Origin of the sequence: Microbispora sp. CA-102843, assembly GCF_050936215.1 — a bacterium.
GTDB lineage: Bacteria > Actinomycetota > Actinomycetes > Streptosporangiales > Streptosporangiaceae > Microbispora.
Window position 1 is genome coordinate 3,668,397 of record NZ_JBNJNF010000001.1, and the last position, 22,645, is coordinate 3,691,041.

A 22,645-nucleotide genomic window follows, 5' to 3' on the forward strand; every position below is an offset into this window, starting at 1 on the left:
CACAGGGTCAGCTACACACTGCTACCACCTCGTTGGCGGGCGTCTCCAGCCGGTGCACCCCGGGCCGGGCGGGCAGGAGGGCGAGGTCTCCCCGGACCACCCGCCGGGTCTGCGGCCCCCACAGCACCAGCCCGTCGGCATCCACGGCGAGGAACTCGTCCTCCAGCCGCAGCAGCAGCGGGGCGCCGGGGGAGGCCGACACCGCCGTCCGCCCCTCCGCCACGGCCCGTACGATCGCCCCGGCCGCCTCGGGCCCGCGGCCGTCGCCCTCGACGAGCACCCACGTCGTCGGCGCGCCGGGCAGGTGACCCTCCTCGGGCCGGTGGTAGTCGCCGCCGCCCACCACCACGAGGCCGGCCGCCGGGTCGCCGATCCACGCGTGCGCCCAGGCCAGCGGCGCGCCCCAGCTGCGGTCCCACCAGCTCCAGTGCCACAGCTCGACGACCCGCGGCCGGTCGGTCATCGAGTGCCGCCAGGCGCAGTCGGCCGCCACCGGGTGGTTGACCGACAGCACCCCGCCCCGGTCGCGTACGGCCTTCGCCCACTCGTCGGGGGGCCGCCGGAAGTCGATCCAGCCGACGTCCCCGAGCGCGCCGGCGTGCCCGAGGTCGGTGGTCACCTCCTGGCCTGGCACGAGCACGACACCGGCCAGCGCAGAGGCCGCCGCCAGCTCCAAGTGATGGCTGACGGTGTTGTGGTCGGTCACCGCGAGGAAGTCCAGCCCGGCCGCGGCCGCCACGCAGGCCAGTTCGTAGACGCTCAGCGTCCCGTCCGAGTGGTCGGTGTGCGCGTGCAGGTCCCCGGCGAGCCAGCGGTATCCGGGCGGCGACGGCAGGCGGCGCCGTACGGCGGCGGGCTCACGCGGGACGGGCCCCGGCACGCGGGAGAAACGGGTGCGGCGCCGGCGCGGCCGGGCGGGCGGCCGCACGTGCCTGATCACCCGGATCTCGTACGGCAGGCCGCCGAGGGGCACCCGGTGCAGCCCGACCAGCACCCGCCACACCCCCGGCTCGATCTCACCGGGAAGGTAGCCCGGGGTGGCCCAGGAAGGGGCGATGGTGTACTCGGAGCGCGCGCCGCCCGACCAGCCGCGAAACCCGGACGGCCCGGCGCAGCCGAGGTCGAGCACGCCGGCCGACCGGTCGTAGGACAGGCGCACCGTGAGGGCGGCCGTGCCGGGCCGCACCTCCACCGGCACCTCCGCCACCGGCCCGGCCAGGCGGTCGTCCAGCGTCCACGTCCCGCTGATCGCGGCCCTGGTCGTCACGCGCCACCCACCAGGGTGTCGTCGCGGTACAGCAGCGCCCTGCCGGGGCGGGGCACCGCCCAGGCGGCCGCGCCCGGCGGGGGCTCCGCGCCCTCGGGGACTACCACCTGCAGCAGGTGGTCCGCGCACTCCAGCGTGACGAGATGGGCCGTGCCGAGGTTCTCCACCACCGCCACCTTCCCGAGGAACGCCCCCTTCTCCCCAGGCGCCCGGGTGGTCAGGTCGGCGTACTCGGGCCGCAGGCCGTACAGGACCTCCCCCTCGGGGACGCCGTCCGGCAGGGGGAGCTCGGCCCCGGCGACCCGGAGCACGCCCTCCTTCGCGACGCCCGGCAGCAGGTTCATCGGCGTGGACCCGATGAAGGAGGCCACGAACGTGGTGGCCGGGCGCCGGAACACCTCGGACGGCGTGCCGAGCTGTGTGATCCGCCCGGCCGACATGACCGCGATGCGGTCGGCCAGCGCGAGCGCCTCGCTCTGGTCGTGCGTGACGAAGACCGTGGTCACCCCCAGCTCGCGCTGCAGGCGCTTGAGGAACGTGCGGGCCTCCAGGCGCAGCCGCGCGTCCAGGTTCGACAGCGGCTCGTCGAACAGGAACGCCTTCGGATGGCAGGCGACCGCCCGGGCGAGCGCCACGCGCTGCTGCTGCCCGCCGGACAGCTGCCCGGGCCTGCGGTCCAGCAGCTCCGACAGGCTGAGCCGGGACGCGGTCTCGGCGGCCTTCGCCTCGCGCTCGGCCCGCGGCACCTTCCTGATCCGCAGCGGATAGGCGATGTTGGCGGTCACGTCCATGTGCGGGAACAACGCGTAGTCCTGGAAGACCATCGCGACGTCCCGCCGTCCCGGAGGCGTCCCGGTCACGTCCGCGCCGCCGATCTCGATCCGCCCCGAGGTGGGCGTCTCCAGGCCGGCGATCGTCCGCAGCAGCGTCGTCTTGCCGCAGCCCGACGGGCCGAGCAGTGCGAAGAACTCGCCGTCGCCGATCTCCAGGTCGAGCGAGTCGACCGCCCGCACCCCGCCGGGGAACTCCTTGGTCAGGCCGCGCAACGCGATCACCGCTTGATCCCCCCGTGGAAGCGGAAGCCGTATCTCCGGCTGACGAACACGTACATCACCACCACCGGCAGCGAGTAGAGCAGCGAGAACGCCGAGATCACGTCGAGGCGCGGCGCGCCGCCCTCGGTGTAGAGCGTGTAGAGGATGACCGCGCCCGGGGCCTTGTCCGGGTCGCGCAGCAGGATGAACGGCTGCAGGAAGCTGCCCCACACGTTCGCCACCGCCCACACCGCGATCGTCGCCAGGCCGGGCCGCACCAGCGGGATCACGACGTGCCGCAGCACCTGCCCCGATGACGCGCCGAACACCCGCGCCGACTCCTCATAGGACGTCGGCGTGGCGTCCATGAAGTCCTTCAGTATGAAGATCGCGGCGGGCAGCAGGCCGCCCGACAGCGTGAGCACGACGCCGAGGTGGGTGTCGATCAGGTTCAGCCGGGTCGCCAGCTCGAACAGCGGCACCATCGCCGCCGTCCCCGTCACCACCGACGACAGGAGCAGCAGCACGTACAGCAGCGCGTCCCGGCCGGGCACCCGCGCCCGCGACAGCGCGTACGCCGCCAGCGCGGCCAGCGTCACGACCAGGGCCGCGCTGCCGCCCGCCTGGAGCAGCGAGTTGCGCAGCGAGCCCAGCGCGTACGGGTTGTCCAGCAGCGCCCGGAAGTTCGCCAGCGTGAACTCCGGCACCGAGGTCGTGATCGACGGGTGGGCGTCGAACGGCGCCGAGGCGAGCCACAGCAGCGGCAGCGCGAAGAACCCCAGCACCAGGGCCAGGAACGTGGCCCGCCCGACGGTCCCCAGCACGTGGCGCACCTGCGCGGTCACGGCGTCCTCACCCCGCCCCCGGAGACGCCCCCGGAGACCTTGCCCCGGGACCGCAGGAGGCGCAGGTAGGCGAACGCCAGGACCAGGTTCACCACGAGCACGAGGAAGGAGACCGCCGCGCCGAAACCGAGCCTGCCGCCGCTCATCGCCACGTTGTAGATGTAGACGGGCAGGATCTCCGACCGCCCCTCCGGGCCTCCGGCGGTGAGCTGGAAGGCCGTGAAGTCGTTGAACGTCCACAGCGTGATCAGCAGCAGGTTCGTCAGCACGTGCCCCTTGATGTGCGGGAAGACCACGTCCCTGAGCTGCTGGACCGTCGACGCCCCGGCGAGCCGTGCGGTCTCCAGCTGCGATGGCGGCACGTTCTCCAGCGCGGCGCCGTACAGCATCATCGAGAACGCCGTGCCGCGCCAGACGTTGAACACGATGATCGACGCCATGGGGTGGTCGAGCAGCCAGGCGAAGCCGGGCGTGTGCAGGATCGCGTTCAGCGTCCCGCCGTCGCGGTCGAGCAGCGCGATCCACAGGAACGCGACGACCGACGACGGCAGGATCCACGCGAGCAGCACCAGTCCCTCGGTGACGCTCTTCAGCGGCCCCCGCCGGTCGCGCAGCGCCCACGCGATCGCGAACCCGAGCACCGCCTGCCCGAGCACGGCCGAGCCGAGCACGAACTGCACGGTGAGCCACAGCGAGGTGCGGAACCGCTCGTCGCCCAGCGCCTCGGCGTAGTTGGCCGCCCCGACCACCCGGGGATCGGCCGCCGCCAGCCCCGTGAGCCGGTAGTCCGTCAGGCCCAGATAGATGGTCCACAGCGCCGGGAAGACCAGGAACACCCCGATCAGCACCAGCGCGGGCAGCACGAATCCCGCAGCAGGACGGCGGCCCAGCGCGCCGGGCTCAGCTCGCGACATGGGTGGGGCCGCCGACGAGGGACTCGACCTTGCGCTGGTAGGCGGCGGCCGCCTCGTCCACGCCCGTGCCCGACACGACCGCGGCCGTGGCCTCCTGCAGGGCGACCGACACCTGCGGGTAGACGGCCAGCGGCGGCCGGTACGCCGTGAGGGGCAGGACCTCGTCGGAGACGAACTTCAGCATCGGGTCGGCCCCCAGCACCTTGTCGTTCACGTCCTTGCGCGCCGTGATCCTGGCGGCCCCGGCGAGCTGCGACGTGGTGGCCTCGGCCGAGTGCATGAACGACAGCAGCTCCCAGGCCAGCTTCGGGTTCTTGGAGTTGGGGTTGAGCACCCGTACGGCGCCGCCGGACATGCTGACGAAGTCCTGGCCCCGGATGCCCGCGCCGGGACGCTGGGCGGGGATCAGGGCGTAGCCGGCGACGGAGTCGCGGTCCTTCATCGGGGCGACCCCGGCCTTCGGCTCGATCACCGACCGCCAGAAGTAGTCGCCCTCGGCCAGGATGCCGATCTTCCCCTCGGCGAACTGGGCGAACGACTTGTCCCGGCCCCGCGCCTCCTGCTGGAGCCTGGGGTCGCCGAGGCCGCCGGTGTAGACCTGCCGGTAGAAGTCCAGCACGTCCCTGAGCGCCCGGGAGGCGCCGGTCCACTTGCCGTCGGCGTAGATCTGCGCCCCCGCGCCCGCCAGCAGCGGCAGCGCGCCCTGCATGGTCGTCGCCTCGCCCATGGCGGTGCCGGCGTCGATCTGGATCGGGACCGGGACCCCGGCCCGTTTGAGCGCCGCGCCGGCGTCGAGGATCTCCTGCCAGCTCCGCGGCTGCCAGCGGTCCGGCAGGGCGGCCTTGCGGAACAGGTCCCTGTTGTAGAACAGCACCCGCCCGTCGGTGCCCTGGGGCAGGCCGTACCTCTTGCCCTCGAACGTGCCGAGGCCCTGCACGGCCTGCGGGATCTGGCTCCAGCCCTCCCAGGAGTCCGCCTCGGGACCGGCGACCTCGGCGAGCGGCTTGATGTACCCGGCCTGGGCGAACTCGCCTACCCAGATGCCGTCGAGGTCGATGACGTCGGCGCCCGCCCGCGACTTGAGGTCGAGGGCGACCTTCGTCTTGTACTGCTCGTCGTCCACGCCGCTCGGCTGGAACACCACGTGGACGTCGCGGCCCTTGGCCTTCTGGTCGGCCTCGAACCGGGGGATGACCCATTTGGCCGTCCAGTCGGCGGTCTCGGCGTTCTTGCCGCCGGAGATCGCGTTGGCCGTGATGGTCAGGGTGACGCCCTCGTCGCCGGAGCCGCCGGTGCCGCAGGCGCCCAGAGTCAACAGGGCCACCGCCGCCACCGCGAGCGCAGGTCTCATGATCGACCTCCCCGTAAGTCCTGACGTACGGACAAATCGACCCTCGCACGTGATTACCAACACGTAAAGAAACGGTTTGGTGAACGAGTAAGGGACGCGTGCCCGGCCTCTTGCGGGATGTCTGGTTCGCGCTGAGCTGATCGGGAAGAGTGCAACCAGCGCTGAGACCTGAGTATGGTCGGGCGTAACAACGCATGCTTGGAGGGAGTCGCGTGGCATCTCAGCCAGCCTGGATGAACAGCCTCTTCACATATACGGGATCGTCGTCGTTCTCGGAGTTCCTAGGCGTGCACGCGCCGAACCTGCTGCCCGCCCGCAACGAGTCGCTGGCGGCGCCGGTGGGCGACGAGATCCCGCACGCGACCACCATCGTCGCGGCGACCTGCGCCGGCGGCGTGGTGATGGCGGGCGACAGGCGTGCGACCTCCGGGAACATCATCTCGCAGCGGGACATCGAGAAGGTGTTCCGCACCGACGACTACTCCTGCATGGGCATCGCGGGCACCGCGAGCACCGGCCTGGAGCTGGCCCGGCTCTACCGGGTGGAGCTGGAGCACTACGAGAAGACCGAAGGCCGCTCCCTGTCGACCGAGGGCAAGGCGCACCGCCTGGCCACCATGATCCGCGGGAACCTGCCCATGGCCATGCAGGGCCTCGTGGTCGTGCCGCTCTTCGCGGCCTACGACCCGTCCCACGACGCCGGGCGGATCTTCAGCTACGACGTGGGCGGCGGGCCGTACGAGCAGAAGGAGTTCCACTCGATCGGCTCGGGCTCGATCTTCGCCCGGGGCTCGCTCAAGAAGCTGTACCGGGAGAACGCCAGCCCGCAGGACACGGTTCTGGCCTGCCTGCACGCCCTGTACGACGCCGCCGACGACGACTCGGCGACCGGTGGCCCCGACGTGATGCGGAAGATCTGGCCGGTCGTGGCCGTCATCACCGCCGACGGCTTCCGCCGCCTCCCGGACGACGAGATCGCCGAGTTCGTGGAGTCCATGCTGGAGAGGCGGATGACCGCCCCCGAAGGCCCGACCGCGCCGCTGCGCTAACCCAAGAGAGGATCACCCCCGGTGTCCATCCCCTTCGGAGGATATGCCTCGCCCGAGCAGATCATGCGGGACAGGGCGGAGTATGCCCGCAAGGGCATCGCTCGCGGTCGCAGCGTGGTCGTGATGCAGTACGCCGACGGCATCCTGTTCGTGGCGCCCAACCCGTCCAAGGCGCTGCACAAGATCAGCGAGATCTATGACCGCATCGGTTTCGCCGCGGTGGGGCGCTACAACGAGTTCGAGTCGCTCCGTCTGGCGGGCATCCGCTACGCGGACATCAACGGCTACACCTTCAACCGCAGCGACGTGACCGGCCGCGGCCTGGCGAACCTGTACGCCCAGCAGCTCGGCATGATCTTCACCGAATCGATCAAGTCGTTCGAGGTGGAGATCGTCGTCGCGGAGGTCGGCGACGCCCCCGAGGACGACCAGATCTATCGGATCACCTTCGACGGCTCCGTCTTCGACGAGCAGGGCGTGGCCGTGATCGGCGGCCAGGCCGAGGCGGTCGGAGGACGCCTGAAGGAGCGCTACAGCGAGGGACTGCCGCTGCCGCAGGCCCTCGACGCCGCGCTCGCGGCCCTGACCGAGCCGGGCGGCGAGCGCCCCCCGGTCACCCAGATCGAGGTCGCCGTCCTCGACCGGGGCAGGGAGCACCGCAAGTTCCTGCGCCTGACCGGGCCCCGTCTGGAGAAGCTCCTGGAGGCCGCCAAGGAGGGCCAGAAGGGCGCGCGGCGGCCGGCCGCGGAGGAGGCAGAGGCCCCCGCCGAGCAGGACCAGGCCGGGCAGGCCCAGGCAGAGCAGGCTCCCGACACCGCCCCGCCGATCGCCCCCGAGGGCGACATCGACACGGGCTCCGGCGAGTAGCTCCTCCTCCTGTCCGTACGGCCGCGGCGTCGCGCCCCTCAGCGGGGGCGCGGCGCCGCCGTGTCACGGTGCCGGCTCGGCGTTTCGGCTCAGCAAACCCTCGATTTCGCTACTCTCATCCGGTTATGACGACTTTTGATCTCTTTCGACGAGCGGGCGTTCCGGCCGCCGCCGTCGCTCTCCTGTCGCTGACCGCATGCTCCGGATCCTCCGGCACCTCGGCCTCGCCCACAGTGACCGCCACCGTGACGGTGACGGCCCCGGCGTCGCCCGCGGAGCCGTCCGCCGACCCGGCGGCCTCCGAAACCCCGGCGGCGGACACGCCCACCGACTCGGGCACCACCGCGCCCACGCGGAAGCCGGGCAAGGTCGGTCCGCCGATCACGGACAAGGCACCGGCCCCCTTCGGCGGGACCCTCCAGTCGGACCCCGGGCACGACTTCACCAAGGGGCTCAGCCCCAGCAGGGACGGTGTCGTACGCGGCCAGCTGGTCGCCATGCACGACGAGAACGTGGCGGAGTACCGGCCCGTCAAGTTCGTCAAGGAGTACGGCGGCAGCACCAGCGGCCGCTTCGAGGGGCCGCCGGAGGGAGACGTGACGGCCTTCGCCGCCCCGATCGCGGGCAACGTCGTGTTCCTCAGCGCGGTCGGCTGCGACGGCAAGGACCAGACCATCGACAGCCACTACCTCGGCACCCAGCGCTGCTCGCGGGACAAGCTGGTCCTGCGGGCCGACGCGGGCGACCTGCGGGCGCTCATCACCGTTCAAGGCGGGCAGATCGTCAAGGTGACGGAGATTTACGCCGCCTGACCGCTCCTTCTCGGCATTCCATCGTCTGATCACTGTTCGGCCGCCGGTTTATGGGAATAGTGTGAGGTGATGGATCGACGCATATTCGGGCTGGAGAACGAGTACGGCGTCACCTGCACGTTCCGCGGGCAGCGGAGGCTGTCACCGGACGAGGTGGCGCGGTACCTGTTCCGGCGAGTGGTGTCCTGGGGCCGATCGAGCAACGTCTTCCTGCGCAACGGCGCACGTCTCTACCTGGACGTGGGCAGCCATCCCGAGTACGCCACCCCTGAGTGCGACAACGTCGTGGAGCTTGTCACCCACGACAAGGCGGGGGAGCGGATCCTGGAGGGCCTCCTCGTGGACGCCGAGAAGCGGCTCCGCGAGGAGGGCATCGCGGGAGACATCTACCTGTTCAAGAACAACACCGACTCGGCCGGCAACTCCTACGGCTGCCACGAGAACTACCTCGTGGGCCGGCACGGGGAGTTCGGGCGGCTGGCCGATGTCCTGATCCCTTACCTGGTGACGCGCCAGATCATCTGCGGCGCGGGCAAGGTGTTGCAGACCCCGCGCGGAGCCGTCTACTGCGTCTCCCAGCGGGCCGAGCACATCTGGGAGGGCGTCTCCTCGGCGACCACGCGGTCCCGGCCGATCATCAACACCCGTGACGAGCCGCACGCGGACGCCGAGCGGTTCCGCCGGCTGCACGTCATCGTGGGCGACTCGAACATGAGCGAGACCACCATGCTGCTCAAGGTCGGCGCCACCGACCTGGTGCTGCGCATGATCGAGGCCGGTGTGGTGATGCGCGACCTGTCCCTGGAGAACCCGATCAGGGCGATCCGGGAGGTGTCCCACGACATGACGGGCCGGCGCAGGGTGCGCCTTGCCAACGGCCGTGAGGCCTCGTCGCTGGAGATCCAGCAGGAGTACCTGACCAAGGCGCAGGACTTCGTCGAACGGCGCGGCGGGGACGCCATCGCCAAGCGGGTGCTGGAGCTGTGGGAGCGCACGCTCAGGGCGGTCGAGACAGGCGACCTCGACCTCGTCTCGCGGGAGATCGACTGGGTCACCAAGTACCAGATGATTGAACGTTACAGACAGAAGTACGACCTGCCGCTGTCGTCGCCGCGCGTCGCGCAGCTCGACCTGGCCTACCACGACGTCCACCGCAAGCGCGGGCTGTTCTACCTCCTGCAGAAGCGGGGGGCCGTCGAGAGGGTGGCCGACGACGTCCGCATCTTCGAGGCCAAGTCGGTTCCGCCGCAGACCACACGGGCCAAGCTGCGCGGGGAGTTCATCCGCAAGGCCCAGGAGAAGCGGCGCGACTTCACCGTCGACTGGGTCCACCTGAAGCTCAACGACCAGGCCCAGCGGACGGTGCTGTGCAAGGACCCGTTCCGCAGCGTCGACGAGAGGGTCGACAAGCTCATCGCCGGCATGTGATCTCTTACGCCTCTCTGACGGCGGGTTCGGGTAGCCTGGCCCGGACCCGCTGTCTGTTTGAGGATTCCTATATGCGCCGTCGTACGGCACTCGTCGCCGCCCTACCCCTTGTGCTCGCCGCCGCCTGCGGAACCGCGCAGAAGAGCGCGTCCAGCGCGAGCCCCACCTCCAGTGGCCAGGCCGCCGCCTCGGCCATCAAGGTGACGGGAGAGGCCGGCAAGAAGCCCACCCTGACCTTCCCGGCGGGCAAGCCCTCGCTCACCTCCGCCTCCATCAAGGTCATCGAGGGCCAGGGCACTCCGGCCAAGGACGGCGACGTCCTCACCGCCAACGTCACCGTCTACAACTGGGACGGCAAGGAGAACAAGGCGGCCGGCTCCGACTACGACCAGGGCAAGTCGGAGTTCGTCTCGGTCAGCCCGCAGCTGCCCAAGGCGCTGCACGAGGCGCTGATCGGCGCCAAGCCGGGCGGCCGGGTGATGGCCGTGGTCGCCAAGGACAACCTGTCCGCGGAGCAGGTCGACCAGGCCAAGCAGCAGGGCCAGGACTTCAACGCCGCGTCCCAGGTGCTGGTCATCGACGTGGTGTCGGCCGCGCTGAAGTCCGTCCAGGGCTCCGCCGTCGACCCCGGCGTCGCCGGCGTGAAGGTCGACAACCCCAGCGGCGACAAGGCCCCGACGCTGACCACCAAGACCAGCGAGAAGGCGCCCAAGAAGCTGGTCGTCAAGACCGTGATCAAGGGCGGCGGCCCGGAGGTGAAGACCGGTCAGACGGTCCTCGCCCACTACGTCGGCAAGATCTGGGGCACCGACAAGCAGTTCGACTCCAGCTGGGAGCGCGGCCAGCCCGCGACGTTCGCCCTCGACCAGGTCGTCAAGGGCTGGGCGCAGGGCCTGACCGGGGTCCCGGTCGGCAGCCGCGTCCTGCTGACGATCCCGCCGGACCTCGGCTACGGCAAGGAGGGCAACGCGCAGGGCGGCATCAAGGGGACCGACACGCTCGTCTTCGTCGTGGACGTCCTCGGCGCGGCCTGAACCGCGTCGCCCGAACAGAACGCGTACGACACGGGCCCCTCCCGCCGTCCGGCGGGAGGGGCCCGTGTCGTACGGGCGTCAGCTGAGGATCTGGTAGCTGTCGCCGTAGACCTTCCAGCGCAGCGGCGGGTCGAGGTCGAGGTTGCCGTTCTTGAGGAACACCCGCTGGGCGGTGTCGACCCGGCTGGTGTCGCTGTGCGCCTCCTCGGTCTTCATCGCCGCCTTGCGGGCGTCGAGGAACGCGTTGAGGTAGGCGACCTCGTCGCCGCCCTGCGCAGGGGTCTTCGCCTTCTTCATGGCCGTCTTGCGGATGCCGCCGAAGCTGACCGGGTCGCTGCCGGGGCCGTGCATGACGATGGCGTCGTAGTAGACGAACTGCCCGAGGGCGCGCAGCCCGTCGGCCTTGGCCTGGGTCACGGCGGGGTTGAAGTAGACCCGGTCGCGCTCGTCGTTCTGCGCCTGCTGGAACACGGGATCGGCGGCTGCGGCCCGCCAGTCCTTGGGGAAGCCGGGGTCGAGCCCCTGGTGCGAGTCGGTGCCGTTCACCTTCCGCAGCGCGGGCAGATACTTGGCCAGCACGTTGCCGGGCTTGCGCTTGGTGTAGAGCTCGACCAGGTCGAGCATGTCGCCGGTGCCCGAGCAGAAGCCGATGATCCCGGCGGTGTAGCCGCGCCCGTCGTCGATGTCCTCGATGTACTTGTACTGGGCCTTCCAGTCGAGCGAGGAGTTCTCCGCGCTGGAGACGAGCTCCATCGCGATCTCCTTCTTCTTCGGGTCGGTGAGGTCGACCGGCGCCTTGACCGTGACCTTCAGGGCCTCCCTGGCGGAGGCGGCCGGAGAGGCCGGGCCGCCGGTGGTCGCTCCCGCCGCGTACGCGGGGAGTACGGCCGCGGCGGCGGCCACGAGCAGCAGAGCCGCGCGCCGGGGAGTGCGCCTGATCAGCGGGTCTTTCACGTGCGTCGCTCCGTTCTCCGCCCGCGGCCATGCGCAGTGGCGGGAAGGGGGCGCGGGGCGGGGGGTGAGCCCTCCGTGAGGGGGTTAGTTAAGAAGGTTTCCTAATGAAAGCAGCACTCCGGCGCGGTGTCAACGGCGTCCTTGACCGAGCGCGCCGACCGGTGTCCGGCCGCCCCGGCCGGCCCGGGCGCACCGCCTAGACTCCGGCTGTGACGAGGGACGACCTGGAGTCGATGAGCGTGCTCGGCGATCCCGTACGGCGGGCGCTGTACCGGTTCGTGGCCGAGCAGGGGCGGGACGTGGGCCGCAACGAGGCGGCCGAGGCGACCGGCGTCCAGCGCACGCTGGCGGCCCACCACCTGGACAAACTCGTGGAAGCGGGCCTGCTGGAGGCGGGATTCCGCCGGCTCAGCGGCAGGGCGGGCCCCGGCGGCGGCCGCCCGGCCAAGGTCTACCGGCGGGTGCGCGAGGAGCGGACCGTGAGCCTGCCGCCCCGCGACTACCGCACGCTCGCGCTCGTGCTGGCGGAGACCGTCGACCTGCTGGGCGGCGAGGAGAAGGCCGAGGAGGCCGCCCGGCGGGCGGGGGAGCGGCTCACCGCCTCCGATGCCGGCTCCGGCGATCTCATGGAGGTGCTGCGTGCGCGTGGCTACGAGCCGTACGAGGAGGACGGGCGGGTGCGGCTGCGCAACTGCCCCTTCCATGTGCTGGCCGACAGTCACCCGCTGCTCGTGTGCTCGATGAACCTCGCGCTGTGCGAGGGGTTGCTGGCCGGTATGGGCGAGACCGGGGTCGCCGCGACGCTCGACCCGAGACCGGAGGAGTGCTGTGTGACATTCACGGCTTCTAAAAACAACGTAGATTGACATAGAATCGGAGCATGCATCTCGCTCAGCTCAACGTCGCCCATCTCAGGGAACCCCTCGACTCGCCCGCGCTGACCGACTTCCTCGCCGCCCTCGCGCCGATCTACCAGGTGTCGGACGCCGCGCCCGGCTTCGTCTGGCGCATGAAGGAGGGCGATGAGCCGACGGACCTGATCCAGCACGACTACGGACAGATGCTGGTCGTGAACCTCTCGGTCTGGGAGTCCCGCGAGACGTTGTGGAACTTCGTCTACCGCAGCGCCCACCTGGAGGTGATGCGGCGCCGCCGGGAGTGGTTCCACCGGATCGCCGAGGCGTACACGGTGATGTGGTGGGTGCCCGAGGGCCACCTGCCGCCGCTCGACGAGGCCATGGCGCGCCTGGACCTGCTCCGGGCGCAGGGGCCGGGCCCGGAGGCGTTCACGTTCAAGGATTTCTACGACAGCAGTGACGCCGCGTGCCGCCCGGCGGCGGCGGAGGTCACGAAGTAGGCCAGGTCCTCCTCCAAGCCGCGGCCCATGGTCGACAGCCGCACGGGTGACGCCTTGAGCGCCTCGTGGAGGCCGTCCACCGGCACGGTCACGATCTCGTGGCGCGTGGCCAGGGCCGCGGCCTGCTCGCGCACCGTCGCCCCGAACGCGCCGGGCAGGTCCGGCACGACGACCTGGGCCGGGGCCAGCGCGACCCGGCCGTACGCCGTGAGCGAGTGATGCGACACCCCGACGTGCCGCTCGCGGCGGTCGCCCTCGCTGACCCGCAGCGCGGCCACGGGCCGCCCGGCCAGCACGGCGGCGGCGTTCACCGCCTCGCCCGCGGCGACGCCGGAGAATCCCCAGCGGGTGCCGGTGCCGAGGTTGCCCGGCCCCTGCGCGACCACGGCGACGTCCGCGCCGAGCACGTGGCGGGCGGCCAGCAGGCCGGTGTGGAGCGTGACCGCCTCGACGTCCCCGCCGAAGGACTGGCCGGTCGTCACCACCCCGCACAGCCAGTCGCGCTCCCGCAGGGTCGCGCACGACATCGAGAACCAGGCCGGCAGCGCCCCGCCGTCCTGCATCACGTACGCCACCCTGATCCCCGGGGAGTCCGCGTACAGTCCGCACAGGATCGCGGGCAGGGCGGAGTGCAGGTCGGCGACCACCACGGGCATCCCGTCGACCGAGTCGGCCTCCCGCAGCGCCTCGTGGTGCGGGGCCCCCTGCTCGTCCGCGCCGAGCACGGTGGCCTGCAACGGGGTGTAGCGTGCTTTCACCAGGTGACCGGGGCCGGAAGGATCTTGCGGCAAACGGTCCGGGACGGCCACCACCATGGCGTACCCTCCCGTACCGAGACCCATGGCGAGGGCGGTCGTGTTGAGCAGCACGGTGTCGCCCACTTCAGGGCGTCCCACCAGCGGGGGATAGGCGAGTGCCCGGCACTCGCCCTCGGCGACGGCGACGTCGAGTTCCACCGCCCCCGGCCACTCGCGCCGGACCCGCACCACCTCGCCCTTGCGCCATCTGATCACGCCGAAAAGGGTAGCGTTCTCCACGGGAAGGGAGGCCCGGATGTCGCGGCGGAAGACCGAGCGGCTGCTCAACCTGGTTATCTGCCTGCTCGCGACGCGGCGGCCGTTGAGCGCGGAGCAGATCCGGCAGGCCGTCCCCGGGTACGACCCGGACAACGACGAGGCCTTCCAGCGCATGTTCGAGCGCGACAAGAACGAGCTGCGCGAGATCGGCATCCCCATCGAGGTCCACAAGGACCCCTGGGAGGACGACCCCGGCTACCGGATCGTGCGTGAGGCGTACGAGCTGCCCGAGATCACCCTGGAGCCCGACGAGGCCGCCGTCATCGGCCTGGCCGCACAGGTGTGGCAGCGGGCGAGCCTCGCCGAGGCGGCCGGCGGGGCGCTGCTCAAGCTGACCGCCGGCGGCGTGCACGCCGACCTCGCGGAGAGCCCGCTGGAGCTGCGGGTGGACACCCGCGACCCCGCGTTCCCCGCGCTGTGGGAGGCCGTTCGGGACCGGCGCGTGGTCGCCTTCGACTACCGGTCGGCCGGCAGCGAGTCGGTGCTGCGGCGGACGGTCGAGCCGTGGGGGGTCGTCAGCAGGCGCGGCCGGTGGTACCTGGTGGGGCACGACCGCGACCGCGGCGCCGCCCGGGTCTTCCGGCTGAGCCGGATCACCGGGGCCGTGTCCACGCTCGGGCGGCCGGGGGTGTTCACCGTGCCGGAGGGGCTGGACCTGCGGGCCATGGTGGGCTACCAGGAACTGCCGAACGAGCGGGTCGCCCTGGTGCGCGTGCGCAAGGGCACCTGCCTCGGCCTGCGGCACGCCGCCCAGGCCGTGCGTACCGGTCCGGGGGAGTGGGACGAGGCCGAGGTGACCTTCGCCGACCCGGAACGGCTGGCCGGCTGGCTGGCCAGCCTCGGCCCGGACGCCGTCGTGCTTGACCCGCCGGACGCGCGAGAGGCCGTGATCCGCCGTCTGAAGGGGGCGTTGCAGTGAGCTCGGACCGGCTGCCGCGGCTGCTCGCGCTCGTGCCGTACCTCATGTCGCACCCGGGCGCGCAGGTGCCCGAGGTGGCGCGGCTGTTCGGCCTGTCGGAGAAGCAGCTGATCGACGACCTCCAGCTCGTCTGGATGTGCGGCCTGCCCGGGCACACGCCCGGCGACCTGATCGACGTCTCGTGGGACGGCGGCGAGATCCTCATCGACAACGCCGAGGCGATCGCCCGGCCGCTCAAACTCGGCGTGGACGAGGCGAGCGCGCTGCTCGTCGCGCTGCGCATGCTCGACGAGCTGCCCGAGTTCCAGGGCCGCGACGTGCTCGGCCGGGTCATCGCCAAGCTGGAGCAGGCGGCGGGCGAGGGCGCGGCCACGGTGAGCAGCCAGGTCCAGGTGGAGATCGGCGCGGCCCCGGACGCCCACGCCGTCATCACCGACGCCGCCCGCAGGGGCCGCAGGCTCTCGCTGCGCTACTACGTGCCGGGGCGCGACGAGGTCACGCCCAGGGAGGTCGACCCGCTGCGGGTCGTGCTGGTGGACGGACGGCACTACCTGGAGGGCTGGTGCTACCGCGCCGAGGCGATGCGGATGTTCCGCGTCGACCGGATCCTGGACGTCGAGATCCTCGACGTGCCCGTGGACCCGCCGGCCGAGGCCGAGCCGATGGACGTCACCCGGGGCGTGTTCCGGCCGTCGGACAGCGACGAGCTGGTGGAGCTGGAGCTGACCCCGGCGGGCCGCTGGGTGGCCGAGTACTACCCCTGCGAGGAGGTCGCCGAGCTCGGTGAGGGCCGTCTGCGCGTCTCCCTGCGGGCCCGCGACCAGTCCTGGCTGGTACGGCTCGCGCTCCGGCTGGGCGACAGCGGCCGGGTGCTGTCCCCGGCGTCCCTCGCCGAGCGGGTGACGGCCACCGCCAAGCAGGCGCTGGCCAACTACGAGACCGTGTGACCCGTGTCCGAACGTCTGACCTGGGGGAAGTGACATGACTTTGCTCTTCGCCCTGTCCGCGGTGGCCGTGGCCGGGCTCGCCGTCCTCGCGTGGCCGGCCGCCCGGGTGCTCGCCGCGGCGCGGGACCTGCATGCCGAGGTCAAGCGGGCCAAGGGGCGTTTCGAAGTGCCCGAATAGGGGATTTTGACCACGATTGATGTGATTTTGAAGCCCGAGGACAGGTGAACTTTGGCGTGTGGTGCGCGTACGATCGGGGGGTAGTACCCACGGCCCTCGCGGTAAGGACATGACATGCCCAACCTCGGACCCATGGAATGGATTCTGATCCTCCTGGTTCTGATCCTTCTCTTCGGCGCCAAGAAGCTCCCGGACACCGCGAAGGCCTTGGGGCAGTCGCTGCGCATGTTCAAGAAGGAAACCAGCAAGATGAGCGACGAGGACGAGGCGCGGCAGACGGTGAAGGCGCAGGCCGAGCCCGTCGCTCCGCCGGCGGCGCAGATCCCGCCGGCCACCCCGTCGGTCGAGGAGCGGCTGCGTGCGCTGGAGGAGGAGAACCGGAGGCTGCGTGAGAGCCAGCAGCCGGTGAGCTCGCAGAACGAGCAGCGCTCCAACTAGGTGCCGCACCCCCCACTGATCTCAGGACGAGCTAGATGGCCTTGCTGAAACGGTCGACTCCCGCCACGTCGGGCGACGGGCGGATGACGCTCATGGAGCACATCCGCGAACTGCGCAACCGGCTGATCAAGGCCATCCTGGCGGTGGTCGCCGGGACCGCCGTCGGGTTCATCTACTTCGAGCCCATCTGGAACTTCCTGAAGCAGCCGTACTGCCGGCTGCCGCAGGCCCACCAGCTCAACAAGGACCAGTGCCTGCTGGTGGTGAACGGGGTCTTCGACTCGTTCTTCGTGAACCTCAAGGTCGCGGTGATGTTCGGCCTGGTGGTCTCGGCCGTGTTCTGGATCTACCAGGTCTGGGCGTTCGTGACCCCGGGCCTCTACCAGAACGAGCGCCGCTACACCATGGCGTTCCTCGGGCTCTCGGTCCCGCTGTTCACGGCCGGAGCGGCCCTGGCCTACGTCACGATGGACAAGGGCCTGGCGCTGCTGCTCGGGTTCGCCCCCGAGGGCACGCTGACGCTGGTGAGCATCAACGATTACCTCAGCTTCGCGCTGGCGATGCTGATCATCTTCGGCGTCTCCTTCCTGATGCCGTTGCTGCTGGTATTCATGAACGTCATCGGGGTGCTCCGGTTCAAGACGGTCGCCAAGCACACCCGCATGGTCGTGTTCCTGATGTTCGTCTTCGCGGCCGTCGCGACGCCGAGCCAGGACCCCATCACCATGCTGGCCCTGGCGCTCCCGATGGTCGGCCTGTTCTTCGTCGCGGAGGCGTTCATGTACTTCCACGACAAGAAGCGCGACGCCGCCGAGGCGGAGCACGCGCGGGCCATCGAGGAGGATCTCGACGGGCCGTCCGCCGAGGGCACGGCGGACTCGGTCGACGTGAGGGATTGATAGAACATCCCTCTGGTGTCGCCTGGTGGGCGGCGGTAGGTTCCGCGTATGGCCGATGAGATCGTCGTCCTGGTGAACCCCGCCGCCCGCGGCGGCCGTACGCTGCGCCTGCTCGACCCGGTGCTGCGGCGGCTGCGTGCGAGCGGCCGCCCGGTCTCGGTGATCGTCGGGACCTCGGCGGCGGACGCCCTCGCCCGGGCCGGCGAGGCCGTCGCCGCCGGGCCGGCCGCGCTCGTCGCCTTCGGCGGCGACGGCCTGGTCCACCTGGCCGTGCAGGCCGTGGCCGGGACGGCCGTGCCGCTCGGGATCGTGCCCGCCGGGACCGGCAACGACATCGCCGACGCCCTCGGCATCCCGCGCAAGGATCCGCTCGCCGCCGCGGATATCGTGACCGCGGGCGACTGCCGAATGATCGACGCGGCCAGGCTGGGCACGGGCGGGGACAGACCGGATGAATGGTTCGCCGGCGTCGTCGCCTGCGGGTTCGACTCCCGCGTCAACGAGCGGGCCAACGCCATGACCAGGCCGCCCGGAATGGCGAAGTACCTGGTCGCGCTCGTGCGCGAGTTGCGGTCGTTCACGCCGATCCCGTTCCGGATCACCCTCGACGGGGAGGCCGTCGAGCGTGAGGCGATGCTGGTGGCGGTGGCCAACACCCGGTCGTACGGCGCCGGGATGCGGGTGTGCCCGGACGCCCGGCCCGACGACGGCCTGCTCGACGTGCTCGTGCTCGGGGCGGTGCCCAAGGGCGAGTTCCTGCGGACATTCCCCCGCGTCTACCGGGGCAGCCACACCGGGCACCCCGCCGTGACCCTGCGGCGGGCCCGGCGGGTGGAGATCGAGGCCCTGGACGGGGACGTCGTCGCGTACGCCGACGGCGAGCGGGCCGGCCCGGCGCCCTTGACCTGCGCCGTCGAGCCGGGAGCGCTGCGGGTCCTGGCCCCCTGATCGACGACGCTGATCTACGGCGTAAAGGCGGCCGGGTAAAAGGATCACCGATGACGGACGCCCGGAATCCCGTTATCGGTAGGGTTGACGGTATGAGTACGCCAGCGGAACGCTATGCCGCCTTCCGTGAAGGGCAGTCCGGAGCCGGACCCGCTCTCGCCTCGTTCCGCGAACTTTACGACTTCGAGCTCGACGAGTTCCAGATCGACGCCTGTCAGGCGCTGGAGGCCGGGGACGGCGTGCTGGTGGCCGCGCCGACCGGGTCGGGCAAGACGGTGGTGGGGGAGTTCGCCGTCCACCTGGCGCTGGAGCAGGGCCGCAAGTGCTTCTACACGACGCCGATCAAGGCGTTGTCCAACCAGAAGTACAACGACCTGGTCAGGCGGTACGGCGCGCGCAAGGTCGGCCTGCTCACCGGCGACAACAGCGTCAACGGCGAGGCCCCGATCGTGGTCATGACCACCGAGGTCCTGCGCAACATGCTGTACGCGGGCTCGAACACGCTGACCGGCCTCGCGTACGTGGTGATGGACGAGGTCCACTACCTGGCCGACCGGTTCCGTGGCGCGGTCTGGGAAGAGGTCATCATCCACCTGCCGGAGTCGGTGCGGGTGGCGGCCCTGTCGGCCACGGTCAGCAACGCCGAGGAGTTCGGCGAGTGGCTGGGCGAGGTGCGCGGCGACACCACGGTCATCGTCGACGAGCACCGGCCGGTCCCGCTGTGGCAGCACATGCTGGTCGGCAACAGGATGTACGACCTGTTCGTCGACGAGGGCGACGGCACCCTGCGGGTCAACCCGTCCCTCATGCGGATCGCCCGCGACGAGATGCGGTTTGCCCAGGCCAGGGGCAGGCGGGGCTACTCGCGGCCGGGCCGGGGCACGACCCCGAGCCGGTCGGATGTGATCGAGAAGCTCGACACCGAGGGCCTGCTGCCGGCGATCACCTTCATCTTCTCCAGGAACGGCTGCGACGCCGCCGTCATGCAGTGCCTCTACTCGGGGCTGCGCCTCACCACGGAGGCCGAGAGCCACGAGATCCGCCAGATCGTGGACGAGCGCACCGCGCACCTGCCCGACGAGGACCTCGCGGTGCTCGGCTACCTCGAATGGCGCGACTGCCTGGAGCGCGGCCTGGCCGCCCACCACGCGGGCATGCTCCCGGCGTTCAAGGAGGTCGTGGAGGAGCTGTTCACCAAGGGACTGGTGAAGGCGGTCTTCGCGACCGAGACGCTGGCGCTCGGCATCAACATGCCGGCCAGGTCCGTGGTGATCGAGAAGCTCGACAAGTGGAACGGCGAGACCCACGCCGACCTGACCCCGGGGGAGTACACCCAGCTCACCGGGCGGGCCGGGCGGCGCGGCATCGACATCGAGGGCCACGCGGTGGTGGTCTGGCAGCCGGGGATGGACCCCCTCTCGGTCGCCGGGCTCGCCAGCACCCGCACCTATCCGCTGCGCTCCAGCTTCCAGCCGTCGTACAACATGGCGGTCAACCTCGTCGGGCAGGTCGGCCGGGAGCGGGCGCGGACCCTGCTGGAGGACTCCTTCGCCCAGTTCCAGGCCGACCGCGCCGTGGTCGGGCTGGCCCGCCAGCTCCGCAAGGCGGAGCAGGCCCTCGAGGGCTACGCCGAGGCCATGACCTGCCACCTCGGCGACTTCGAGGAGTACGCCGCGATGCGCAGGCGGCTGTCGGACCGCGAGGCCGAGCTGTCGCGCCAGCGAGGGGCGGCCCGCCGCGCCCAGGCCGTGCAGTCCCTGGAGGTGCTCAAGCCCGGCGACGTCATCCGGGTGCCGGGCGGGCGCCGGGCGGGCATCGCGGTCGTGCTCGACCCGGGCACCAACGGCCGCGGGCACGAGGGCCCCTCGCCGCTCGTGCTGACGATCGGCAAGCAGGTCAAGCGCCTGTCGGCGGCCGACTTCCCGGTGCCGGTCGAGCCGGTAGAAAAGATCAGGATCCCGAAGGGCTTCAATCCGCGCTCGCCGAAGGAACGGGCCAACCTCGTCTCGACCGTGCACGCGAAGCTGGGCGACCGCGACCTCGGCAAGCCGCCGCGGGCACGCGACCACGCCGCGGAGGACGAGGAGGTCACGCGCCTGCGGCGGGAGCTGCGCCAGCACCCCTGCCACGGCTGCGACGAGCGTGAGGACCACGCCCGCTGGGCCGAGCGCTACTACAAGCTGCTCAAGGAGACCGAGGGGCTGCGCCGCCGGGTCGAGGGGCGCTCCCACGTCATCGCCCGGACCTTCGACCGGGTATGCGGAGTGCTGGACCAGCTCGGCTACCTGGAGGGGGAGACCGTCACGGAACAGGGCCGCAGGCTCGCCTCGCTCTACACGGAGCTGGACCTGCTCACGGCCGAGTGTCTGCGCGCGGGCGTGTGGAACCGCCTCGACCCCGCCGAGCTTGCCGCGTGCGTGTCGTCGCTGGTGTACGAATCGCGGCAGGCCGACGACGTCCGCAGCCCCAAGATCCCGGCCGGGGCCACGCGCGAGGCGCTCGGGGAGATGGTGCGCCTGTGGGGCGAGCTGGAGGGCATCGAGGAGGACCACGGCCTGTCGTTCGTCCGCGAGCCCGACGTGGGCTTCGCCTGGGCGGCCTTCCGCTGGGCCAAGGGCCACAGCCTCGACGCCGTGCTGACCGACTGCGACCTCGCGGCGGGCGACTTCGTCCGCTGGGTGAAGCAGCTGCTCGACCTGCTCGGCCAGCTCAGGGACGCCGCGCCCAAGGGGAGCAAGGTCGCGGAGAACGCCGCCAAGGCCATCGACGCCATGCGCCGCGGGGTCGTCGCCTACTCGTCGGTGAGCTGAGCCCCGCTCAGGCGGCGGTGAAGCGGACCTCGCGGGTCGCGGGGTCGGCGCGCGTGAGCCGTACGGGGACGCGCTCGCCGAGCGGCAGGCGGTCGCCGTCGCAGCGGGCGATGACGGCGGGCTCGGTGACCTGCACCTGCCCGCCCGGTTTTCCGTCGGTGACGTCGATGACGACCGCCTCGAAGACCTCGCCGATCCTGAACCGCAGCACGGCAGCCTCGACCAGGTCCACGCAGGCCCGCTCCACCGCGCCGGCCCGCCTGCCGCCCGCGGCCATCTGCTCCGGCAGGCCGGGCAGCGCCCGGGCGACCTCCTCGGGGACCGGGCGGCCCGCGGCCACGGCCAGGCAGACCTCGGTGCCGAACCGGTCGACCAGCCGCCGCAGCGGCGCGGTGACGTGCGCGTACGGCGCTCCCACGGCGGCGTGCAGCGTCTGGGCCGGCACCCTGTTGTCAGCAGTGCCGTCGAACGCGACGTAGGCCGCGCCGCGCAGCAGCACCGTCGACTCGTGCAGGAAGGCGGCATGGCCGGGGATCCTCGGGTCGAGCCCGTGCACGACCTCGGCGTACGACGCGCCGCCGGGCCAGGGCACCCCGAGCGCGGCGGCGACCCTGCGGACCTTGCCGACGTCCTGCGGGCCCGCCTGGGGGAGGACCCGGAGCACGCCGATGCCCGCGTCCAGCATCATCCGGGCCGCCGCCATGCCGGTGAGCAGCGAGATCTGGGCGTTCCACGCCTCGCAGGGGTGGTTCGTGCGGAACTCGACCCGGTAGCCGCCGTTCCCGTCGGGGACCACCTGCTGCTCAGGGGTCGGCAGCGACAGCCCACCCCTGGCCCGCTCCCGTTCCAGGCGCAGCGGCCCCACCTCGGCCAGCAGCGCGATCGTCCCCTCCGCCCGGCCGGTGTCCACGGCGGCCTGGACCGTCTCGTAGTCGAGCCGTTCCCGGCTGCGCACCAGCGCGCGGCGCAGGTCAACCGCCTCGATCTCCCCGTCGGAGCCGAGGTCGAGCCGCCACAGGGCCGCGGGGCGTACCTGCCCGGGCAGCAGGCTGGCCGCGCCCTCCGACAGGACCGGCGGATGCAGCGGCACGCGCCCGTCGGCCATGTAGACGGTCTCGGCGCGGACTCTCGCCTCGGCGTCGATCGCTCCGCCGGGCCGGACGAACGCCGCGACGTCGGCGATCGCGTACCAGACGCGGTAGCCCGTTCCACGCCGCTCGATGCACAACGCCTGGTCGAGATCCATCGAGCCGGGCGGGTCGATGGTCACCAGCGGCAGGCCGGTCCGGTCCTCCCGGGGCGCGTCGACGGGTGCGGCCGGTGCGGCGGCGGCCCGCTCGGCCTCCTCCTGCACGGGGGCGGGGAAGTCGTCCGGCAGGTCGAAGTCGCTGCGGATTCGGGCGAATCCCGTTTGCAACTCCGAGGCTTCCAACTCCGGTGCTTCGAACCCCGGGGCCGTCAACCCCGGGCGGAGGCCGTCCGCGGTGTCCCGGAGGCGGATCGTCGTGTACGGCACGC

Annotated in this window: 22 protein-coding genes; 14 read left to right on the forward strand and 8 right to left on the reverse strand. The window is 71.5% G+C overall.

What is annotated here, in order from left to right:
- Positions 1–7 precede the first annotated feature (7 nt).
- From ACQEVJ_RS17180 to ACQEVJ_RS17200, 5 genes are read right to left on the reverse strand one after another with little or no spacing between them, the layout of a single operon-like run.
- Positions 8–1,267, reverse strand: coding sequence for a CehA/McbA family metallohydrolase (locus tag ACQEVJ_RS17180; RefSeq protein ID WP_433102063.1), 1,260 nt, complete (start codon positions 1,265–1,267; stop codon positions 8–10).
- A complete protein-coding gene (locus ACQEVJ_RS17185) occupies positions 1,264–2,322 on the reverse strand; it encodes an ABC transporter ATP-binding protein (protein ID WP_433102065.1) in 1,059 nt (352 codons plus the stop codon). The genes ACQEVJ_RS17180 and ACQEVJ_RS17185 overlap by 4 nt, the downstream gene beginning before the upstream one ends.
- Complete coding sequence (locus tag ACQEVJ_RS17190) at positions 2,319–3,146, reverse strand: carbohydrate ABC transporter permease (protein WP_433102067.1); 828 nt, start codon at positions 3,144–3,146, stop codon at positions 2,319–2,321. The genes ACQEVJ_RS17185 and ACQEVJ_RS17190 overlap by 4 nt, the downstream gene beginning before the upstream one ends.
- Entirely contained in the window at positions 3,143–4,060 is a 918-nt protein-coding gene (locus tag ACQEVJ_RS17195) for a carbohydrate ABC transporter permease (RefSeq protein ID WP_433102069.1), read from the reverse strand. Before ACQEVJ_RS17195 ends, ACQEVJ_RS17190 begins: the two co-directional genes overlap by 4 nt.
- Positions 4,047–5,411, reverse strand: coding sequence for an extracellular solute-binding protein (locus ACQEVJ_RS17200; RefSeq protein WP_433102072.1), 1,365 nt, complete (start codon positions 5,409–5,411; stop codon positions 4,047–4,049). Before ACQEVJ_RS17200 ends, ACQEVJ_RS17195 begins: the two co-directional genes overlap by 14 nt.
- Positions 5,412–5,644: 233 nt before the next feature.
- Between ACQEVJ_RS17200 and prcB the strand changes: the two genes are divergently transcribed.
- The 5 genes from prcB (at position 5,645) to ACQEVJ_RS17225 (ending at position 10,601) form a co-directional block, all read left to right on the forward strand.
- Positions 5,645–6,460, forward strand: a complete 816-nt coding sequence (prcB, locus tag ACQEVJ_RS17205; RefSeq protein ID WP_433112793.1) for a proteasome subunit beta — start codon at positions 5,645–5,647, stop codon at positions 6,458–6,460.
- A 21-nt stretch (positions 6,461–6,481) separates the two neighbouring features.
- Positions 6,482–7,327, forward strand: coding sequence for a proteasome subunit alpha (gene prcA / locus ACQEVJ_RS17210; protein WP_433102074.1), 846 nt, complete (start codon positions 6,482–6,484; stop codon positions 7,325–7,327).
- 125 nt (positions 7,328–7,452) lie between these two features.
- Positions 7,453–8,139 (forward strand): hypothetical protein, encoded by a 687-nt coding sequence (locus tag ACQEVJ_RS17215; RefSeq protein WP_433102076.1) that lies wholly within the window; start codon positions 7,453–7,455, stop codon positions 8,137–8,139.
- Between the two features lie 69 nt (positions 8,140–8,208).
- Positions 8,209–9,567 carry a Pup--protein ligase gene (pafA, locus tag ACQEVJ_RS17220; protein ID WP_433102078.1) on the forward strand — a complete coding sequence of 453 codons (1,359 nt, stop codon included), beginning with the start codon at positions 8,209–8,211 and terminating at the stop codon, positions 9,565–9,567.
- Positions 9,568–9,638: 71 nt separating this feature from the next.
- Positions 9,639–10,601 (forward strand): FKBP-type peptidyl-prolyl cis-trans isomerase, encoded by a 963-nt coding sequence (locus ACQEVJ_RS17225; RefSeq protein ID WP_433102080.1) that lies wholly within the window; start codon positions 9,639–9,641, stop codon positions 10,599–10,601.
- Positions 10,602–10,679: 78 nt separating this feature from the next.
- Here ACQEVJ_RS17225 and ACQEVJ_RS17230 read toward each other — a convergent pair whose 3' ends face one another.
- Positions 10,680–11,555, reverse strand: a complete 876-nt coding sequence (locus ACQEVJ_RS17230) for a chitosanase (protein ID WP_433102082.1) — start codon at positions 11,553–11,555, stop codon at positions 10,680–10,682.
- Positions 11,556–11,764: 209 nt separating this feature from the next.
- Between ACQEVJ_RS17230 and ACQEVJ_RS17235 the strand changes: the two genes are divergently transcribed.
- Both ACQEVJ_RS17235 and ACQEVJ_RS17240 read left to right on the forward strand, forming a co-directional pair.
- Complete coding sequence (locus ACQEVJ_RS17235) at positions 11,765–12,421, forward strand: helix-turn-helix transcriptional regulator (RefSeq protein WP_433102084.1); 657 nt, start codon at positions 11,765–11,767, stop codon at positions 12,419–12,421.
- A gap of 14 nt (positions 12,422–12,435) precedes the next feature.
- On the forward strand, positions 12,436–12,912 hold the full coding sequence (locus ACQEVJ_RS17240; RefSeq protein WP_433102086.1) for a DUF3291 domain-containing protein: 477 nt from the start codon (positions 12,436–12,438) through the stop codon (positions 12,910–12,912).
- Here ACQEVJ_RS17240 and ACQEVJ_RS17245 read toward each other — a convergent pair.
- Entirely contained in the window at positions 12,858–13,925 is a 1,068-nt protein-coding gene (locus tag ACQEVJ_RS17245) for a DUF3866 family protein (RefSeq protein ID WP_433102088.1), read from the reverse strand. The genes ACQEVJ_RS17240 and ACQEVJ_RS17245 overlap by 55 nt on opposite strands.
- A gap of 40 nt (positions 13,926–13,965) precedes the next feature.
- Between ACQEVJ_RS17245 and ACQEVJ_RS17250 the strand changes: the two genes are divergently transcribed.
- The 7 genes from ACQEVJ_RS17250 to ACQEVJ_RS17280 all read left to right on the forward strand — a co-directional run bounded on the left by ACQEVJ_RS17250 (position 13,966) and on the right by ACQEVJ_RS17280 (position 21,127).
- Complete coding sequence (locus ACQEVJ_RS17250; protein ID WP_433102090.1) at positions 13,966–14,907, forward strand: helix-turn-helix transcriptional regulator; 942 nt, start codon at positions 13,966–13,968, stop codon at positions 14,905–14,907.
- Complete coding sequence (locus ACQEVJ_RS17255) at positions 14,904–15,854, forward strand: helix-turn-helix transcriptional regulator (RefSeq protein WP_433102092.1); 951 nt, start codon at positions 14,904–14,906, stop codon at positions 15,852–15,854. Before ACQEVJ_RS17250 ends, ACQEVJ_RS17255 begins: the two co-directional genes overlap by 4 nt.
- Positions 15,855–15,888: 34 nt before the next feature.
- Entirely contained in the window at positions 15,889–16,032 is a 144-nt protein-coding gene (locus ACQEVJ_RS17260; protein ID WP_433102094.1) for a hypothetical protein, read from the forward strand.
- Positions 16,033–16,146: 114 nt separating this feature from the next.
- Complete coding sequence (tatA, locus tag ACQEVJ_RS17265; RefSeq protein WP_433102096.1) at positions 16,147–16,470, forward strand: Sec-independent protein translocase subunit TatA; 324 nt, start codon at positions 16,147–16,149, stop codon at positions 16,468–16,470.
- A gap of 35 nt (positions 16,471–16,505) precedes the next feature.
- Entirely contained in the window at positions 16,506–17,369 is an 864-nt protein-coding gene (gene tatC, locus ACQEVJ_RS17270; protein WP_433102098.1) for a twin-arginine translocase subunit TatC, read from the forward strand.
- A gap of 48 nt (positions 17,370–17,417) precedes the next feature.
- Entirely contained in the window at positions 17,418–18,317 is a 900-nt protein-coding gene (locus tag ACQEVJ_RS17275; RefSeq protein ID WP_433102100.1) for a diacylglycerol/lipid kinase family protein, read from the forward strand.
- A gap of 92 nt (positions 18,318–18,409) precedes the next feature.
- The gene (locus tag ACQEVJ_RS17280; RefSeq protein WP_433102102.1) at positions 18,410–21,127 is read left to right on the forward strand and encodes a DEAD/DEAH box helicase; all 2,718 of its coding nucleotides are present in this window, start codon (positions 18,410–18,412) and stop codon (positions 21,125–21,127) included.
- 7 nt (positions 21,128–21,134) lie between these two features.
- Here the strand turns inward: ACQEVJ_RS17280 and ACQEVJ_RS17285 are convergent, their stop codons facing one another.
- Positions 21,135–22,643, reverse strand: coding sequence for an RNB domain-containing ribonuclease (locus tag ACQEVJ_RS17285; RefSeq protein ID WP_433102104.1), 1,509 nt, complete (start codon positions 22,641–22,643; stop codon positions 21,135–21,137).
- Positions 22,644–22,645: the final 2 nt, after the last annotated feature.

Coding starts and splice junctions, on each gene's coding strand:
- ACQEVJ_RS17195 (WP_433102069.1), bottom strand. CDS start 4,060: ATGTCGCGAGCTGAGCCCGGCGCGCTGGGCCGCCGTCCTGCTGCGGGA.
- ACQEVJ_RS17200 (WP_433102072.1), bottom strand. CDS start 5,411: ATGAGACCTGCGCTCGCGGTGGCGGCGGTGGCCCTGTTGACTCTGGGC.
- prcB (WP_433112793.1), top strand. CDS start 5,645: ATGAACAGCCTCTTCACATATACGGGATCGTCGTCGTTCTCGGAGTTC.
- ACQEVJ_RS17225 (WP_433102080.1), top strand. CDS start 9,639: ATGCGCCGTCGTACGGCACTCGTCGCCGCCCTACCCCTTGTGCTCGCC.
- pafA (WP_433102078.1), top strand. CDS start 8,209: ATGGATCGACGCATATTCGGGCTGGAGAACGAGTACGGCGTCACCTGC.
- ACQEVJ_RS17215 (WP_433102076.1), top strand. CDS start 7,453: ATGACGACTTTTGATCTCTTTCGACGAGCGGGCGTTCCGGCCGCCGCC.
- tatA (WP_433102096.1), top strand. CDS start 16,147: ATGCCCAACCTCGGACCCATGGAATGGATTCTGATCCTCCTGGTTCTG.
- tatC (WP_433102098.1), top strand. CDS start 16,506: ATGGCCTTGCTGAAACGGTCGACTCCCGCCACGTCGGGCGACGGGCGG.
- ACQEVJ_RS17275 (WP_433102100.1), top strand. CDS start 17,418: ATGGCCGATGAGATCGTCGTCCTGGTGAACCCCGCCGCCCGCGGCGGC.
- ACQEVJ_RS17250 (WP_433102090.1), top strand. CDS start 13,966: ATGTCGCGGCGGAAGACCGAGCGGCTGCTCAACCTGGTTATCTGCCTG.
- ACQEVJ_RS17280 (WP_433102102.1), top strand. CDS start 18,410: ATGAGTACGCCAGCGGAACGCTATGCCGCCTTCCGTGAAGGGCAGTCC.
- ACQEVJ_RS17240 (WP_433102086.1), top strand. CDS start 12,436: ATGCATCTCGCTCAGCTCAACGTCGCCCATCTCAGGGAACCCCTCGAC.
- ACQEVJ_RS17260 (WP_433102094.1), top strand. CDS start 15,889: ATGACTTTGCTCTTCGCCCTGTCCGCGGTGGCCGTGGCCGGGCTCGCC.